Source organism: Herbidospora sakaeratensis, from assembly GCF_001570525.1.
GTDB lineage: Bacteria > Actinomycetota > Actinomycetes > Streptosporangiales > Streptosporangiaceae > Herbidospora > Herbidospora sakaeratensis.
This window is the reverse complement of sequence record NZ_BBXC01000007.1, coordinates 1,119,050-1,135,593: the sequence shown is the minus strand read 5'-3', so window position 1 is coordinate 1,135,593 and position 16,544 is coordinate 1,119,050. Positions and strand designations below refer to the sequence as shown.

Annotated in this window: 13 protein-coding genes; 6 read left to right on the top strand and 7 right to left on the bottom strand. The window is 72.3% G+C overall.

All coding sequences use genetic code 11. The features are described from left to right. The first annotated feature begins 224 nt into the window (after positions 1-224). Together AW271_RS04675 and AW271_RS04670 are read left to right on the top strand one after the other, a co-directional pair. Complete coding sequence (locus AW271_RS04675) at positions 225-1,013, top strand: TSUP family transporter (protein WP_245652920.1); 789 nt, start codon at positions 225-227, stop codon at positions 1,011-1,013. Positions 1,014-1,053: 40 nt separating this feature from the next. Beyond that, positions 1,054-5,073: a golvesin C-terminal-like domain-containing protein gene (locus tag AW271_RS04670; protein WP_062332210.1), complete on the top strand. Its 4,020-nt coding sequence runs from the start codon at positions 1,054-1,056 to the stop codon at positions 5,071-5,073. A 3-nt stretch (positions 5,074-5,076) separates the two neighbouring features. Here AW271_RS04670 and AW271_RS04665 read toward each other — a convergent pair whose 3' ends face one another. Further along, a complete protein-coding gene (locus AW271_RS04665; protein ID WP_062332207.1) occupies positions 5,077-5,892 on the bottom strand; it encodes an AfsR/SARP family transcriptional regulator in 816 nt (271 codons plus the stop codon). 63 nt (positions 5,893-5,955) lie between these two features. Here AW271_RS04665 and AW271_RS04660 point away from each other — a divergent pair, with 63 nt between their 5' ends. Both AW271_RS04660 and AW271_RS04655 read left to right on the top strand, forming a co-directional pair. Next, positions 5,956-6,921 carry an ArsR/SmtB family transcription factor gene (locus tag AW271_RS04660; RefSeq protein WP_218007935.1) on the top strand — a complete coding sequence of 322 codons (966 nt, stop codon included), beginning with the start codon at positions 5,956-5,958 and terminating at the stop codon, positions 6,919-6,921. Between the two features lie 65 nt (positions 6,922-6,986). After that, the gene (locus AW271_RS04655; RefSeq protein ID WP_062332200.1) at positions 6,987-7,418 is read left to right on the top strand and encodes a hypothetical protein; all 432 of its coding nucleotides are present in this window, start codon (positions 6,987-6,989) and stop codon (positions 7,416-7,418) included. Between the two features lie 57 nt (positions 7,419-7,475). Here AW271_RS04655 and AW271_RS04650 read toward each other — a convergent pair whose 3' ends face one another. Next, a complete protein-coding gene (locus AW271_RS04650; RefSeq protein WP_062332197.1) occupies positions 7,476-8,162 on the bottom strand; it encodes a gamma-glutamyl-gamma-aminobutyrate hydrolase family protein in 687 nt (228 codons plus the stop codon). Positions 8,163-8,507: 345 nt separating this feature from the next. On the opposite strand from AW271_RS04650, the gene AW271_RS04645 reads away from it, so the two are divergent. Then, positions 8,508-9,623, top strand: a complete 1,116-nt coding sequence (locus AW271_RS04645; RefSeq protein ID WP_062332194.1) for a globin domain-containing protein — start codon at positions 8,508-8,510, stop codon at positions 9,621-9,623. 40 nt (positions 9,624-9,663) lie between these two features. After that, positions 9,664-9,975, top strand: a complete 312-nt coding sequence (locus tag AW271_RS04640; RefSeq protein WP_062332191.1) for a ubiquitin family protein — start codon at positions 9,664-9,666, stop codon at positions 9,973-9,975. Here the strand turns inward: AW271_RS04640 and AW271_RS04635 are convergent. The 5 genes from AW271_RS04635 to AW271_RS04615 all read right to left on the bottom strand — a co-directional run bounded on the left by AW271_RS04635 (position 9,972) and on the right by AW271_RS04615 (position 16,487). After that, positions 9,972-12,827: a CLIPPER-2 domain-containing protein gene (locus tag AW271_RS04635; RefSeq protein ID WP_083976069.1), complete on the bottom strand. Its 2,856-nt coding sequence runs from the start codon at positions 12,825-12,827 to the stop codon at positions 9,972-9,974. The genes AW271_RS04640 and AW271_RS04635 overlap by 4 nt on opposite strands. Positions 12,828-12,910: 83 nt before the next feature. Continuing rightward, a complete protein-coding gene (gene thyX / locus AW271_RS04630) occupies positions 12,911-13,621 on the bottom strand; it encodes an FAD-dependent thymidylate synthase (RefSeq protein WP_062332185.1) in 711 nt (236 codons plus the stop codon). A gap of 20 nt (positions 13,622-13,641) precedes the next feature. Continuing rightward, on the bottom strand, positions 13,642-14,427 hold the full coding sequence (locus AW271_RS04625) for an ABC transporter permease (protein WP_062332183.1): 786 nt from the start codon (positions 14,425-14,427) through the stop codon (positions 13,642-13,644). After that, on the bottom strand, positions 14,424-15,317 hold the full coding sequence (locus tag AW271_RS04620) for an ABC transporter ATP-binding protein (RefSeq protein WP_062332180.1): 894 nt from the start codon (positions 15,315-15,317) through the stop codon (positions 14,424-14,426). Before AW271_RS04620 ends, AW271_RS04625 begins: the two co-directional genes overlap by 4 nt. 54 nt (positions 15,318-15,371) lie before the next feature. Further along, the gene (locus tag AW271_RS04615; protein ID WP_062332177.1) at positions 15,372-16,487 is read right to left on the bottom strand and encodes an amidohydrolase; all 1,116 of its coding nucleotides are present in this window, start codon (positions 16,485-16,487) and stop codon (positions 15,372-15,374) included. Positions 16,488-16,544 lie beyond the last annotated feature (57 nt).

Here is a 16,544-nt window from a genome sequence, read left to right as displayed (position 1 = left end):
GAATCTCGGTCTGCTCTGCTACTTCCCCCACCGAGCCGTGGAGGCCCGGATGACGGCGGCCGGGGGTCGCCGTCGGGCGGAAGGTGGAGGCCGAGGTCGAGGCCGAGTGGGTGGCCCATCTCGGCGAGGCCGACGCCGCCGCGCCGCGCCGGGCTCTGGAACGCCTGCGCGAGGTGACCGACTCCTATCCGTGATTTCCGTCATTCCCTACTATGTTTGCGGACATGATGGACGTGGCGCTGGCGCTGGTGGCCGGTTTCCTGGTGGCGGCGCTCGGCACCCCGGTCGGGGTCTCCGGCGCGGTGTTCCTGCTGCCGTTGCAGGCGGGCGTGCTCGGGGTCAGCGGGCCGGCCGTCAGCGCGACCAATCTCGTCTACAACGCCATGTCGACCCCGCTCGCGCTGCTGCGGGCGCCGAGGACCGCGGGGCGGGCGGGCGAGCTGCTCGTGGTCGCGGGGGTCTGCGTGCCGGCGGCGGTGCTCGGGGCCTACGGGCGGGTGACGCTGTTCGCCGATCCGGCGCGGTTCCGGCTGCTGGTGATCGCGGTGCTGGCGCCGCTGGGCGTCCAGCTGCTGGTGCGGGCGGTGCGCGGGGCGCGGGTGCGCGACGGCGCCGCGCCGCGCGTCCGGACGGCGCCGCTGGCGGCGCTGGCGCTGGTGACCGGCGCGGTCGGGGGCACGATCGGGATCGGCGGCGGGTCGATGCTCGCGCCGGTGCTGGTGGCCGTGGCGGGGCAGAGCGTGGCGCGGGCCGCGCCGCTCGCCCTCACCTCGACGTTGTCGACGTCGCTGAGCGGGCTGGTGGCCTACAGCCTGTTCGACGCCTTCCACATCGGCACGCCCCCGGCCGCGCCCGTCTGGCACGTGGGCATCGCGACCGGGCTCGGCGGCGTCGCCGGGGCGCTGCTCGGCGCGGCGGTGGCCCGGCGGGCGGGCGAGAAGGCGCTGACGCTGCTGCTCGGGACGACCGCGACGGCGACGGCCGCAGGGTACGCGCTCCAGCTCGCGGGGTGACGGCAAGGCCGTGTCAAGGCGGCGTGGTGATGCTGCCGGGATGAGACCCCTCCGGCGGCGGCCGCTGGTCAGCGCCGTGCTCGCCACCTTCCTGTCCTCCCTGATCACCCCCGTGACCGCCGCCGCGGCGGATCCGCAACCCCCTCCGGCCGCGCTCGGGCTCTCGGCGGTCCAGCCGGAGCTGCGCGACCGCGTGCTCGGCGCGGGCTGGCGCACGTCGGCCGACGTCGCCCTGGCCGCGACGGGTGACGCGACCGGCTTCCACGTGCTGACGGCCACGGCCGCCACGGGTTACCAGTGGCGGACCGCCGCCACGCTCAGCGAGCCCGGCATGGACACCGACCAGTGGATCGGCAACGCCTGCCTGACCGGTTCGGGCGGCAGCATCGTGGCCGTCTACGCGCCGCGCCACTTCACCAACCGCCCGTGGCTCTTCGGCCGGGGCGCGTTCGCCGCCGTCGTCGACGTGCGGACCGGCGCGGTCACCAAGCTCAAGGACCAGGTGACGCTCGCCTACTTCAACCCGGGCTGCGGGGCCGGCGACACGGTCGCGCTCACGCAGGGCGTCAGCGACCAGCAGGGCACCACCCGGCTGCTCACCGTCGACACCGCCACCAAGCGGGTGACCCGGGCCGTCGTCGCCGAGGGCCAGGTCACCTCGGCCGTGCCGGTGGGCGGCACGCTGGTCGCCGCGCACGGGACCCGGCTCGTCGAGGTGGGCGACGGCGGCCGGCTCCGTCAGCTGGCCGACACCGGCGCGGTGCCCTTCGACCTGCGCGCCACCGCCGACGGCGGGGTCGCCTTCGCCACCCGCGACGGGGCGTCGGTCCGCGTCCGGCAGCACCTCGCCGGGCAGACCCGGGAGCTGGCGTCGGGCCCGCTGGGCGAGCTGAGCGTGCGCTCGGGCACGCGCGGCCGCGTCTTCCTCGTGGGCCGGGCCGACCGGACGGAGGCCCTGCCGCCGGGCGTCTCCGTGCTGGACGCGCCGGCCTCGGCGGCCGTCTCGTCGGAGGGCGGCCTGGCGATCACCGCCGCCGCGCGGCGCGGCCTGCGGGCCGGGCCGCTCGCCTCGGCGCAGGGCGACGACCGGCGCGGGAGCAGCGCCGAGCGGCCGGACGCCGAACCCGTCGACATCACCGCGCAGGTGATCGCGACCAGGGCCGACGTCGGCTTCGGCGTGCTGCCGGGCGCCGGCCTGCCGGCCGCGGCCGCCTCGGGCCGCGTCGCCAACCCCCGGCTGGCGCTCGCCCTGCGGCCCGCGGGCGCTGCCGCGACCAGCGCCGTGACCGGCACCGTCGACCAGGGGTACACGTGCGCCGTCCCGCGCAACGACCCGCAGGTGCAGGTGTACCAGCCGCACTGGCGGCAGGTGGAGTGGGCGGTCGACCAGCTGGTGTTCAAGAACCGGCTGGCGGTCTGGCGGCCGAACGGCTGGAAGGGCTCCGGGCTCGCCGGGTGGAACCCGCAGACCGAGTTCCCCGTGCCGGACCTGCAGGGCGGGGGCCGGGTCCCGGTGTCGATCATGTTCGGCATCCTCGCCCAGGAGTCGAACCTCTGGCAGGCGCAGCGCAGCGTGCTGGAGGGCGAGACCGGCAACCCGCTCGTCGGCAACTACTACGGCGTCAACGTCTACGACAGCGACCCGTCCAACGACTGGGCCGTCGACTTCGCCAAGGCCGACTGCGGCTACGGCATCTCCCAGCAGACCGACAACATGCGCAGGAACAGCGGCGGGTGGAACGCCGACAAGCAGAAGCGGGTGGCGGTCGACTACGTCACCAACATCGCGGCGGGCATGTCGACGCTGGCGAGCAAGTGGAACCAGATCTGGGCCGACACCAACGGGCTGGCCAAGGTCAACGACGGCAACCCGGCGAAGATCGAGAACTGGTATCTCGCGGTGTGGGCGTACAACTCCGGCTGGCACCCGAAGGCCGACGCGTGGGGACGCGACGGCAACGGCCAGCCGAACAACGGCGCGTGGGGGGTGGGCTGGCTGAACAACCCGGCCAACCCGGCCTACCGGCAGGACCGGCGGCCGTTCCTGCACGACAACTCCTACGCCGACGCGGGGCACCCGCAGGACTGGCCGTACCAGGAGAAGGTGCTGGGCTGGGCGGCGTGGCCGATCGCCAAGACCTACCTCGACCCGGCCACGAACAAGCCCGTCACCGAGGGCGGCTACAACTACGCGTGGTGGACCTCCGACGGCTACCGCGCCTCCATCGTGCCGACCGTCTCCAACACCGGCTACGTCGACGTGAACGCCTTCTGCGCGCCGCCCTCCTCCGGGCCCGACCACAACGAGTGCCAGCCCCCGTCGTCGGGGAGCGGGCGCGGCACCTGCCTGCGGTCGGACTCCAAGTGCTGGTGGCACCTGCCGAAGGCGTGGAAGGACTGCTCGTCGGCGTGCGGCAACGAGGCGTCGTTGCGGTACGACTCCACCTGGGCCGGCACCGAGCGCGTCGAGCCCACCGACCAGTGGACGCCCTGCCTCACCCCGGGGCTGCCCCCGGTCACCGGTGACACCGCCAAGGTCCTGATCGTCGACGACGTGACCGTGCCGGCCGTACGCGGGGGCTGCGACAACAGCGGATGGACCAACAGCGGTACCCTGTCGTTCGAGTTCGCCCAGGACTCGGCGGGCCGGGTCCCGGCCAGGGCCGACTTCCAGCAGCTCGGCAACGGGTTCGGCGGGCACGAGTGGTTCGCCTACACCCGCACCGGCGCGCGGAACGGCGACGTCATGCGGGTGACCGGCACCTGGAAACCCAACGAGGACGTCAACGCGTGGGCCCGGGTGCTCGTGCACATCCCGAAGCGGCGGGCGGAGACGCAGCAGGCGCCGTACACGGTGGGCCTGGGCAACGGGCGGCAGATGACCCGCCACCTGAACCAGAGCCGGGAGCAGAACGGCTGGTACAACCTGGGCGTCTTCCCGTTCGCCGGGCGGCCGCAGGTGTCGCTCACCAACCTGAACCTGGAGGGCGACGGCTCGGCGGCCATCTCCTGGGACGCGGTCGCCTTCCAGGTGCTCAAGAAGCGGCCCAAGCACTTCGTCGTCGCCATGGGCGACTCGATCACCTCGGGCGAGGGGGTCGGGAACTACCTCCCCGAGACCGACTTCGAGTACCGCACGCCACGCTGGAACGCCTGCCGGCGCAGCAGGGACGCCTGGATCCGGCAGGCGACCCTGCCGGGCGAGACGCAGACCGTCGGGCAGCTGGCCGACTCCTTCGACCCGAGGCTCGACTTCGCGTTCGTGGCGTGCTCCGGGGCCTCGACGCGCGACCTGACCGTGCCGCAGTACCAGTACATGTCGCAGCCCATCGGCGCCTGGTCGGACTACCGGGGCCGGGCGGAGGGCCGGTTCCGGGAGGCGGCGCAGCTGGAGAGCGGCTACCTCAACGAGAACACGACCCTGGTCGCGCTGAGCGTCGGCGCCAACGACACCGACTGGGACGGCGTCATCGCCGACTGCCACATCTTCACCTGCGGCGACAGCAGCACCTATGAGAGCGACCTGCGGGCCGAGATCCTGGCCACCCTCAACACCCGGGTCGAGGCGGGCGAGCAGGCCAACGTCGCGCACCTGCTCCAGGAGATCGAGGGCGAGGTCGACAACAAGAGCAACACGCGCGCGAAGAAGGCCAAGATCGTGCTCATGGGCTATCCCGACGTGTCCGGGACCAACCCCTCGTGCACGACGTTCGACACCCAGGCGCAGGGCGTGCTGCGGCGGGCCAGCGAGTACTTCGTCACCGAGGCGAAGAACACCGTGCGGGTGCTGCGCGACGCCGGGAACGAGGTGTCCTACGCCGACTCGCTGCCGGCCTTCCAGGGCCACGGCGTGTGCGACGCCGACCGGTGGGTGAACCCCATCATGTTCACCAAGACCGGGCCGGGCGACTTCGGCGACCTCTGGGACGGCTGCGTCACCGACGGCCTCCGGTGCGCGAGCCGCAGTTCGATCCACCCGACCAAGCGGGGCGCGACCGGGTTCGCCGCCGTGTTCGACGCGCACCTGCGCAGCTCGGAGGTGAACTACACGGGCTGGTAGCGGTCACCACCACGCGACGGCCGGTCCGGCCGGCCGTCGCGCCCCCGGGATCGGCAGGTCGAGCGACCGGTCGGCGTGCACCATCCGGTCGTGCACGTCGCCGAGGTCGCTCGTCGGTTCGAGGCCGAGCTCCCGCGCGAAGTCGCCCCGCGCCCTGCGGTACGCCGCCAGGGCGTCGGGGCGGCGTCCGTCGCGGTAGAGGGCCAGCATGTACGCCCGGATCAGCCGCTCCCGCAGCGGATGCTGCCGCACCAGGTCGGCGAGCTCCGGGAGCAGCTCCCGGTGCCGCCCGCACTCCAGCTCGGCCTCCACGCACGACTCGACCGCCGACCACCGCAGCTCCTCCAGGCCCACCCCCAGCCGGTCGCGGACCCGGTCGGTGGCGGCGTCGGCCAGCAACGGCCCGCGCCACTGCGCCAGCGCGTCGCGGAGCAGCCGCGCCCGGCCGCCCGGACCGGCCAGCCGGGCCCGCGCGACCAGGTCGCGGAACCGGTGCACGTCGACCGCGCCCGCGTCGGCCTCGGCCACGTAACCGTCGCCCCGCAGCAGCAGCCGGAACCCCCGCGAGCCCGTGCGGTCGGGGTCGAGCACGCCGCGCAACCGGGCGACGTGGCTGTGCAGCACGCCCCGGGCGTGCGCGGGCGGGTCGTCGTCCCACAGCAGGTCCAGCAACCGGCTCACCGGGACGACCCGGCCCGCCTCCAGCAGCAGCACGCCCAGCAGGCAGCGCTGCGCGCGGCGGGCCAGCGCGGCCCGCCCGCCGCCGCGCCACACCTCGACCGGACCCAGCAGCCGGAACTCCCAACCCCCGTCAGTCATGCCCGCCACCATCGGCGACACCGGTATACGCGAGGTATAGACGCAGATCAGGGTGGCAAGCCGGTGTCAAGACGGGTCTTCGACACTCGACGGGTGCTGCGCATCCACTTCACCGCCGAGGACATCGCGCGGACCAGCCTGAGCACCGTCGCCGACCCCCTGTGGGAGGTCCTGCTGAGCCACTTCCGGCTGGGCGAGGCGACCTCCCCCGTCCACCTGCGGCCGTGGACGGCGCGGCTGCGCGCCCGCCCCGACCTGACGGCCCTGATGCGGCCCGGCGCGGCGCTGCTGGGCGGGCTGGCCCCGCGCGGCCGCTACGTGCCCGACCTGCTCACCCCCGCCGAGGCGGCGGCCGGCCTCGACGCGGGCCTGGACGCCGTCCGCGCCACCGACCCGCGACGGCTCTGGCGCGAACTGGACGCCGCCGCGCGCCCCCTCCCGGCCACCCTGCCCGAGCTGGCACGGGCCCTGGGCGACTACCACCGGGCCGCGGTCGGCGCCCACGACGACCTCGTCCGGGCGGCCGTCGAGGCCGACGTCGCGACCCGGACGGGCGCGCTGCTCGCCGGGGGCGTCGAGGCGCTGCTGCGCGGCTTCGCGCCGATGATGCGCTGGCGCCGCCCGGTGCTGGAGGTGCGCTACCCCGTCGACCGGGACCTCCACCTGGGCGGCCGGGGCCTGCGGTTCGTCCCGTCGTTCTTCTGCGACTGGACGCCGGTGTCGCTCGCCGACCCGGGCCTGCCGCCGGTCGTGGTCTACCCGATCGCGGCCGAGCACCGGATGGCGGTGACCGGGACGGGCGGCTCGCTGGCCGAGCTGATGGGCCCGACCCGCGCCGCCGTGCTCGACGCGCTGCGGCACAGCGCCTCGACCACCCAGCTGGCCACGCGGCTGCACACCTCGCTCGCCTCGATGAGCCGCCACACCAAGACCCTCCGGCAGGCGGGCCTGATCACCAGCACCCGGCGCGGGCCCGCCGTCCTGCACGGCCTCACCCCGCTGGGCCGCCGGCTGCTCGACGGCGCCTGAGCATCCTTTGCGTTGCGGCGCAAAGGTCTTACCGGCGCGGGCGGCGCCGACCGAGTCTGACGGCCATGCGAATCACCCGATCCCTGATCTCGGCCGCGCTCGCCCTCCTCGCCGGCGTGGCCCTGTCCCTCACCACCGCCCCGGCCGCGCAGGCGGGCTGCAGCTCGGCCGTCTCCGGCAGCTACAACTGGGACGGCACCATCAGCACCCACGTGCGCGGCACCAGCTGCTCCACCCGCTCGGCGCACCTGACGGTGAGCGGCAACGAGAACTGCTGCACCCCGTTCTGGGTGAAGATCGAGCGGCAGTTGTGGGGCAGCTACGGCTGGCTGACCACCAACACCCAGGTCAAGAGCACCCTCTGGAGCGGCTACATCGAGCTGAACACCGCGACCGTGCCCTCCCGGCCCTCCGACGGCAGCGAACGTTTCCACGCCTGCTGGGGCGTCGGGTCGTCGCAGCCGGGCTCGTGGGACTGCGGCCCCTGGGTGAGCTGACGGACAGACCGACGACGACGTCCGGGATGGTCCGGCCCCGTCCGGCCGGGAGCGTGGTCAGAAGGGCCGGGCCGCCTCGACCAGGGCCTCCATGAGGCGGTTGTCGGCGCCGCGCTCGGGGTGCCACTGCACGCCCACGCAGAAGCGGTGGCCCTGGAGTTCGACGCCCTCGACGATCTGGTCGTCGGCCCAGGCCACCGCGAGCAACCCCTGGCCGAGCTTCTTCACCGCCTGGTGGTGCGGCGCGTTCACCTCGATGCGGTCGCCGACGGCCTTGCCGATCTTGCTGGACACGCTGATGATCACGGTGTGCTTCGAGCCGGTGTGCCGGTCGTGCGCCACCACGTCGGGCAACCACGGGATCAGCGAGCCGCCCAGCGCCACGTTCAGCACGTGCATGCCGCGCGACACCGCCAGCACCGGCTTGCCGGCCGCCACGGCCGCCTTGGCCAGGGCGATCTCGAAACGGTCGCGGTGGGCCTGCGGATCGTCGACGCGCGGCTCACGGGACTCGCCGTAGAGCCCGGGGTCGACCTCGATGCCGCCCGCGAGCAGGACGCCGTCGAGCCCGCGCAGGTGGTCGTCGACGTTGGCGGGCAGCAGCGGGGGCAGCACGACGGGGACGCCCCCGGCCTTCTCCACGGCCCGCGAGTATCCCTGCGGGGAGACCACGGCCTCCCGCACCCACGCACCCCAGCGGGCGGCCTCAAGGTAGCTGGTGATGCCGATGATCGGACGGGCCATGGATTCTCCAGTAGGTTGCGCGCGACGGCATGCCCATCATGGCGCACTTGATTTCGGTTTTGTCACGTATCCCACGTATCAGTCACTGCGCCTTGTAACAACGCGAATGACATTCGCGTTTCTTGTCCGAAAATGTCGGGACCATCCCTTACAGAGAATGACACGACGACTACCAACAGTCTCCTTTGGGGTGAATCAGTTGTGACGTGCATCTCAGAGTGGAAGACTCCCAAATGAGCGAAGGTTGTGCCGGGGGGCCGCCACGCTCGTTCACCCGGAACCGTCAGGGAGGTGGATCGGCAGACCGGAAGAACCTATTCCGGTCACTCAGGGTGGGACCATTACATGTCGTTGAATCCGCGCCTCGTCAAAGAGAGTTTCTCCGTCGTCGAGCCTGTCGCGGAGCGAGCAGCCGCGTACTTCTACGGCCGCCTGTTCGCGCAGAGTCCGCATCTCCGGGGCATGTTCCCCCCGGCGATGGACATCACGCGAGACCGTCTTTTCGGCTCGCTGACCCGGATCGTCTGGATGCTGGACAGCCCGGACAGCCTGGGGGGGTATCTGGGACAACTCGGACGTGACCACCGCAAGTACGGGGTCGTGGCCGAGCACTACACCGCCGTCGGCAACGCGTTGCTGGCGACGATCAAACGCTTCGCGGCCGAGATCTGGAACGCGGAGATCGAGGCGGCCTGGGTGGCCGCCTACACCGCCGCCGCCGACGCGATGATCGGGGCGGCCGACGCCGACGCGGGCAAGAACCCCGCCTGGTGGCTGGCCGAGGTGGTCGACCACGACCGCCGCGCGCCCGACATCACCGTCGTCACGCTCCGGCCCGGCCAGCGCATGGACTTCGTCCCGGGCCAGTACGTCAACGTGCAGGTCGCCCGCTGGCCCCGCGTCTGGCGGACCTACTCCATCGCCAACGCGCCCCGGGCCGACAACACCATCACGCTGCACGTGCGCACCCTGCCCGGCGGCTGGGTGAGCACCGCGCTGGCCCAGCACACCAAGGTCGGCGACCAGATCCTCCTCGGCCCGCCGGTGGGCACCATGGCCCCGCCGGACGGCGAGCGCGACATCCTCTGCGTGGCGGGCGGCACCGGCCTGGCCCCGCTGAAGGCCATCGTCGAACAGGTCATCACCTCGGGACGGCGGCCCAACATCTCCATGATCGTGGGCGCCCGCCGGGCCGCCGAGCTCTACGACCTGCCCGACCTGCGCCGCATGGAGTCGGGCTTCCCGTGGCTGAGCGTGCTGCCGGTGGTGTCGCGGGAGGAGTCGTACACGGGCATGCGGGGCGACCTCGACGAGGTGGTGCCGCGGATCAGTTCGTGGACCGGCCACGAGGTGTACGTGTGCGGGCCGGCGACCATGGTGAACACGACCGTGCGGCGGCTGCTCGACAGCGGGGTGCCGCTGGCCTCCATCCACCGGGACGCGATCCAGGGCGAACCCTGAACCGCGCCCCCGGACGCTCCGGGCCTGGCACGATGAACGGATGAAAGCCCGGCCGGTCACCCTGGTGACCTTCGTGCTGCCCAGTACCCTGCGCCACTGGATCGGTGACGACACCCAGGTGCGCGTGTTCGCCGTCGCCCCCCAGGAGTCGGAGACCCCGACCCTCGGGGGCGCGCTCGACACGCTGCGCCGCACCCACCCCGATCTGGAGGGGCGGTTGCGCGACGAGTACGGCGCGCTGCGGCGGCACATCGGCATCTTCGTGTGCGGCGAGAACGCCCGGCGCCTGGGCGGGCTCGAGTGCGAGCTCCCCCCGGGCGCCGAGGTCTACGTGCTTCCCGCGCTGAGTTAGTACCGTTCCGCGACCCCGGCGTTGACCTCGGTGAGGACGACGCCGGTCTTGGCGTACCGCACCAGGTTCGACAACGACGGCGGCTGGGCCAGCGTGGTCTGGGCGTACCGCACGGTGTCGCCGACCGTGCCGAGGCCGAGGGCCCTGGTCGTGGGCGTGCTGACGGCGGTGCCGGCGTTGATCCTGCGGGTCGCCGTGTTGAGCAGGGCGGCCAGCAGGTCGGCGCGCAGCGTGCGCGGCTGCGTGACCGGCAGGAAGAACACCGCGTCGGCCTCCTGCTGCGACAACCTGCCGTCGGGGGCCGACCCGTCGGCGCCGTCCCAGCGGGTGTCGGTCGCCTGCGCCCGGGCCAGGATCTCGGCCGTGCGCAGGTCGTCGCGCAGCGCCCACAACGCCCGCACCATCGGGTTCCGGCCGGGCGCGACCGCGGTGACCGTCGTCGACGACGAGCCGGTGACCGGGGCGTAGGCGCAGGCCCCGCTGCCGTTCTTGTACACGATCGACACGGCCCCCGCGAAGACGGTTCCCGGGAGGGCGAGCAGGGTCGGCCGGGCGGTGAAGACGATCGCCCGGTCGCCCGAGTTCGCGGCGAGGTCGCCGGGGTTCCAGGTGAGGGTCCTGGTGCCGTCGGCGTTCAGGGTCACCGTGGCCGGTTTCGGCCCGGCGCCCAGGTCGAGCGGCTTGCTGTAGTAGACGTCCTTCGGCACGGTGGCCGTGACGGCCACGTTCGAGGCCGCGTCGCCGCCCGCGTTCGCGTAGGTGATCGTGTACGTGATCGCCTCGCCCGCGTTGACCGACGGGGTCGCCGTCTGGGACACGGTCAGCCTGGGCGCCCGCGCGGTGGTCGTCGCCGAGGCGGTGTTGTCGGTCCGCGACGGGTCGGGCACGCCCTCGGCGTCGGTGCCGGTGACCGTGGCGGTGTTGCTGATCACGGCGCCGTCGGTGACCGCGCACGGCACCTGGTAGCTGAACGGCGTGGTGGTGGTCGCCCCGGCGGCCAGGTCGGGCAGCGTGCGGCGCTGGACCGTTCCGTCGGGCAGCGTGTCGGCCACCTCGATCGACTTCGCCGGCCCGGGACCCAGGTCGGTGACGCCGACGGTGTAGGAGATGGTGTCACCCCCCGCCGCCGTCGCGCGGTCGGCGGTCTTGGTGAGCTTCAGGTCGGCCTGCTGGGTCATCGCCCTGACGTCGCGCTGGGTCAGTTCCCTAGGCAGGTTCCCGCGCAGGCCGTCGGCGTAGAAGCCGGCGTTCTGCCGCGGGTTGTACTGGATGTCGGCCCAGTCGTCGTGACCCTTCAGCTCCGTCTTCCCCTGGATGTTGCACCCCTCGCCCGGGTCGCCGATGGAGTCGATCCAGTTGATGTCGGCCTCGGCGTCGGTTTCGAGCGTCTTGTCGTCGTTCCAGTCGAGGGCCTGGGCGTTGGCGTCGTCGACCGTGAGCTTGCCGTTGAGCCCGTAGACCATCTTGCGCGCCGGGTTGGGCGTCGCGTGGAGACGCCTGTTCTCGTCGAGTTCCGTCTCCTTCAGCGGCGTGCCGAAGGCGGTGCCCCTGGCGGCGCTGCTGAAGTCGAGGGGGCGGTTCGGGTCGCGGCGCGGGAACTGGAAGGCGTAGCTCATGATGCTCAGGTAGTTGGGCTTGCAGTTGACGTGGTCGCCGCCGCCGTGGCCCAGCCCGAGAGTGTGGCCGAACTCGTGCATGAACGTCGATCCCTCGATCACCCGCCGGTCGGCGTCGCTGTCGAAGTACCACGTCGCCACGGTGACGATGAAGTCGTTGCCGCCTTCGAGGGTGTCGTCGCTGATCTCGGCCTGGCCGGAGGAGTCGGGGAACTGCTCGTACTTGTGGCCGAAGATCATGTAGCGGTAGACCTGGCGGCGGGCGTCCAGGACGGCCGTGCAGTTGGGGCTCGCGCGGTCGGCCGGGGTGCCGAAGTGGCCGTCGCAGTCGTTGTCCGGTTTGCCGCTCTTGAGGTCGTTGAAGTCGTCGAGGTCGCCGGGTCCGGTGTCGTTGAACTTCACGACGTCGATCCGGGGCACCTGCTCGCCGCTGAGGACGTGCAGGTTGACGCCTCGGTACTTGCCGGGTTCGTACTGGTCGACGGGGGCGGCGGCGAACGCGTTCACCACGTCGGTGATCGCGCCGGGCTGGGGGGCCGCGCCCTCCATGTGGTCGGCCTCGACGAACAGGTCCTTGCGGTAGGGCAGCGCGCCCATGTCGCCCAGGGGAAGGTCGACGGTGCCGTTTCCGTCGGCGTCGACGCCCCGGCCGGGGGCCTCCCAGACGTCCATGAGGCCGTCGCCGTCGCCGTCGGTGGTCTTGGCCTTCTCCAGGCAGTCGGGGGTGGTGATGGTGAAGTAGCCGCGCGCCGAGTCGACCGCGCTCTGCTCGCTCTCCCCCGCCAGCGACGTGACGCCCGCGCCCTGCTGCGCCGTCAGGCCGCCGCCGGTGAACACGCACGTGTTCAGGTCGAACTTCAGGTCGACGTGGTCGCCCGGCGCGCCCCAGTCGATGGGGTCGTCGGCGCTGGAGTCGTCCTGGTCCCAGAGTTCCATGTGGATGTCGACCGGGTTCTGGCCGGTGTCGACGTCGGCCGAGTGGATCCAGTTGGTGCGGAAGTCGGTGCCGTGGGCGCAGCAGTAGTCGTCCTTGCCGTCGTAGAGCTCCTCATTTCCGATCTTGAACTTCGGGTAGTAGTCGTTGGGGCACGGCACGGTCGCGCCCTCGTCGCAGGAGATCTCGACGACGCGGTAGAGGTGGACGGTGACCCGCACGGTCGCCGCGTGGGCCGGGGGTGCGACGAGAAAGGCCGCCACGACCAGTAACCCGGTCAGGGCGGCCTGCACTTTCCTCATTTCGGGGGTGCTCCTTCCGCGATGCTCGTCATCGCAGAATGGAGCCGCCCCGCACCGGGCGCCTGAGCACCCCGATACTCAAATCAGGGGGACACCCGTCCGTTGGCGTTGAAGGCGGCGTGGGTGATCGGCATCAGCCCGGCCCACAGGGCCTCCATCTTCTCGGCCACCATCTCGATCTCGCGCTGCGGGAACGACGGGACGGCGGCCCGTTCGTCCTTGGTGCGCAGCGACAGGAAGTGCATCAGCGCGCGGGCGTTGCAGGTGGCGTACATGGAGGAGAACAACCCGACGGGGAGCACGGCCCGCGCCACCTCGCGGGCCACTCCGGCCTCGAGCATCTTCTGGTACGCCGCGTAGGAGGCCCGGTAGGACTCCTCCATCGTCTCGGAGACGAGGGCGTGCTGTTCGGGGGTGCCGTCGACGAACACGTACTTGCCGGGACGGCCCTCCTGCACCAGCTTGCGGTCGGGGCCGGGCACGTAGAAGACCGGCTGCAACTCCCGGTAGCGGCCGCTCTCCTCGTTGTAGGACCACACGCGGTGGCGGTGGAACTCACGGAACACGAAGATCGGCGCGCTGATGAAGAAGGTCATCGAGTTGTGCTCGAACGGCGACCCGTGCCGGTCGCGCATCAGGAAGTTGATCAGGCCCTTGGACCGTTCGGGATCCTTGTGGATCTCCTCCAGCGACTGCTCCCCCGCCGTCGAGACCCGGGCCGCCCACAGCACGTCCGAGTCGGACGCGCTGTGCTTGACGAGCTCGACGGTTACCTCACTTTGCAACTTCACCATGGGCCACGAGCATAACGACCTCAGGTGATGTCTCTGCGGGTGGTGGTGAGGTTGGCGACGAGGGCGAACAGCAGGGCGTAGGCGACCAGGACGAGCGCGCCGCCCCAGGCGGGCAGCAGGTTCGACTCGCCGAGGCCGGTGTCGAAGTCGATGTTCATCAGCGCCTGCGCCGCCCCGCCGGGCAGCCACTTGCCGACCGTCTGCAGGGCCGGGAAGGCGCCCAGGATCGACTCGATCACGTACGCCCACACGATGCCGCCGATCAGCGCGGCCACCTGGTTGCGCACGAGCGCGCCGAGGCCGATGCCGAACAGGGCGTACAGGACCAGGGTGGCGAAGACCCCGAGGGTGAGCTGCGGCACGCGGCCGGCCGTCAGGTCGATCGAGCCGCCGCCGATGAGCACGGCGGTGATGGCGACGACGGCGGTGAACAGCAGCGAGATGACCGCGAAGAAGACCCCGACGATCACCCCGGCGCCGAGCTTGGCGGCGATGACGCGGCCGCGCTTGGGCGTGGTGAGGAACGTGCCGGTGATCGTCTGGTAGCGGTATTCGCTGGTCATCAGCACGATGCCGAGGATCATCGTGAAGATGTTGGCCCCGGAGGCGAAGCTGAGGGCCAGCGGCAACCACGCCGGGTCGTCGAGCGCGGGCAGGCCCGGCTGGCCGTTGGCGGGGGCCACCCCGGCCTGGGCGATGAGGAAGGCCAGGCCGAACGCGGTGAAGGCGAACATGACCAGGGCCATCGCCCACCACAGGCGGGTGGTGAAGAGCTTCTGCAGCTCGGCGCGGATCAGGTTCGTCATGCCCGCTCCCCCTCCGCGGTGAGTTCGAGGAAGACGCTCTGCAGGTCGGAGCGCTCGTGGGTGACCTCGGTGAGGAGCACCCGCTGGTCGAGGGCCAGGCGGCCGATCTCCTCGGCGTCCAGGCCCTTGACCCGGAGCAGGCCCGGTTCGACCTCCTCGACCTCCGCGCCGGCGGCGCGCAGGGCGGGGGCGAAGTCGTCCTTGGTCTTCACCCGGACCGCGCCGCCGCCGTTGCCGGTGAGTTCGGCCAGGGTGCCCTGGCGGACCAGCCGGCCCTTGGCGATGATCACCACGTTGTCGACGGTCTGCTCGACCTCGGCCAGCACGTGGCTGGAGACCAGCACGGCCGCGCCGGTGTCGTGGGCCAGGTGGCGCAGGAAGCCCCGCAACCACTGGATGCCCGCCGGGTCGAGGCCGTTGGCGGGCTCGTCGAGGATGAAGATCTTCGGCTGGCCGAGCAGCGCGCCCGCGAGGGCCAGCCGCTGGCGCATGCCGAGGGAGAAGCCGCCGACCCGCTTGCGGGCGGCGTCGGCGAGGCCGACCTGGTCGAGCGCCTCGTCGGGCCGGGAGGCCGGCAGGCCCGCCGCGGTGGTCATGATGCGCAGGTGGTCGCGGGCGGTGCGGCCCGGGTGGAAGCTGGTGGCCTCCAGGACCGCGCCGACCTCGTTGAGCGGGTGGTCGAGGCTGGCGTACCGCCGCCCGTTGACCAGGGCCTCACCCGAGTCGGGGGTGACCAGGCCGAGCAGGGAGCGCAGGGTGGTGGTCTTGCCGGCGCCGTTGGGGCCGAGGTAGCCCGTGACGGTGCCGGCTTCCACCGTGAAGGAGACGTCGTCGACGGCGCGGACCGCGCCGAACGACTTGCTGAGGTTGCGGATCTCTATGGCAGTCATGGCCTTTTCAGTCTTTCTGCCAAGATCTGCTCGTTCCTCCTACCTAAAGAGGATTTAAAGTCGGTAGATCCGACGAGCGTTTCCCGAGCCGATCATCCCCGCGACCCGTTCCGCGTCGCCGCCCGACCAGTCGCCGGCCTCGATGCGGGCGGCCAGTTCGCGGGCCAGCACGGTCCGGTGCCGCAGGGCGCCCAGGTAGACGGTCTCGGCGACGCCCCAGCCGCCCGAGCCGAACATGATCTTGTGGAACGGCGCGAGGCCGAGCACCTCGGCGAGCCCGTCGCGCACGTCGATGTGCACGTGCGGGAACGCGGCGGCCAGGAACGCGGCCGCCCGCTCGTACGGCGAGCAGTGCAGCAGGATGACCGGCACCCCGAGCGGCCCGAGCGCCTTGACGAAGGGGGCCAGCGCGGTCGGATCGGACCGGTGCAGCACCCCCAGGTCGACCCCCGAGTGGCCGCACGGGATCTGCAGCGGCATCGCCCGCTCCCGGGCGACGTCGACGCCGGTCCAGAGCAGGTGGCGCAGCAGCACCGGGTCGGTGAGCGGCCTCTTCGGCTCGGCGGCCCGCCGTCCGGCCGCCGCCAGCACGGCCCCGCGCGCCGGGCGGACCGGATCGACGTCCAGGCCGCAGCGGTAGCCGATCACGGTCGACAACCCGACCGCCCGGGAGGCCCGCGCGGCGACCTCGGTCCGCAGCCGGTCGAGGTAGGCGGGCGCGCTCAGCCCCTCTTCCGCGACGTCCTGCTCGACCCGTTCGAGCCGGACGATCTCGTCGGAGGCCGCGCCGCCGAGCCGCCCGGTCTCGGCCACCGACAGCAGGTCGGGCGAGGACTCCGTGCCGGTGTCGACCAGGAAGGCGACGACGCCGGCGGCCCGCAGCAGCGCCCGGTTGACCTCCGCGGCCCCCAGTTCGGCCCGGCGGGCCAGGTAGACGGCGGCCGGCGCGTGCGGTTCGAGCCCCAGGACGGGCGCGCACCAGCGCCGGATCGCCACGCCCTCGGGGGTGTCGAAATGGGTGGTCCCGGGCGGCGCGGGATGGCCCGCCCGGGTGATCAGCGTCTCGAACTGGGCCCTGACCAGGTCGTCGCGGCGCACCCCCTGGCAGTGGTGGTCGACCAGGGGCGCCGTCAGCGCCGCCCGGACCGGACCCGGCAGCACCGGCGTCATTTCCCTCGTCCCCCTCGGTTTCGGCAGGGACGAGACTCTAGGGCCGGTGACGCCGGG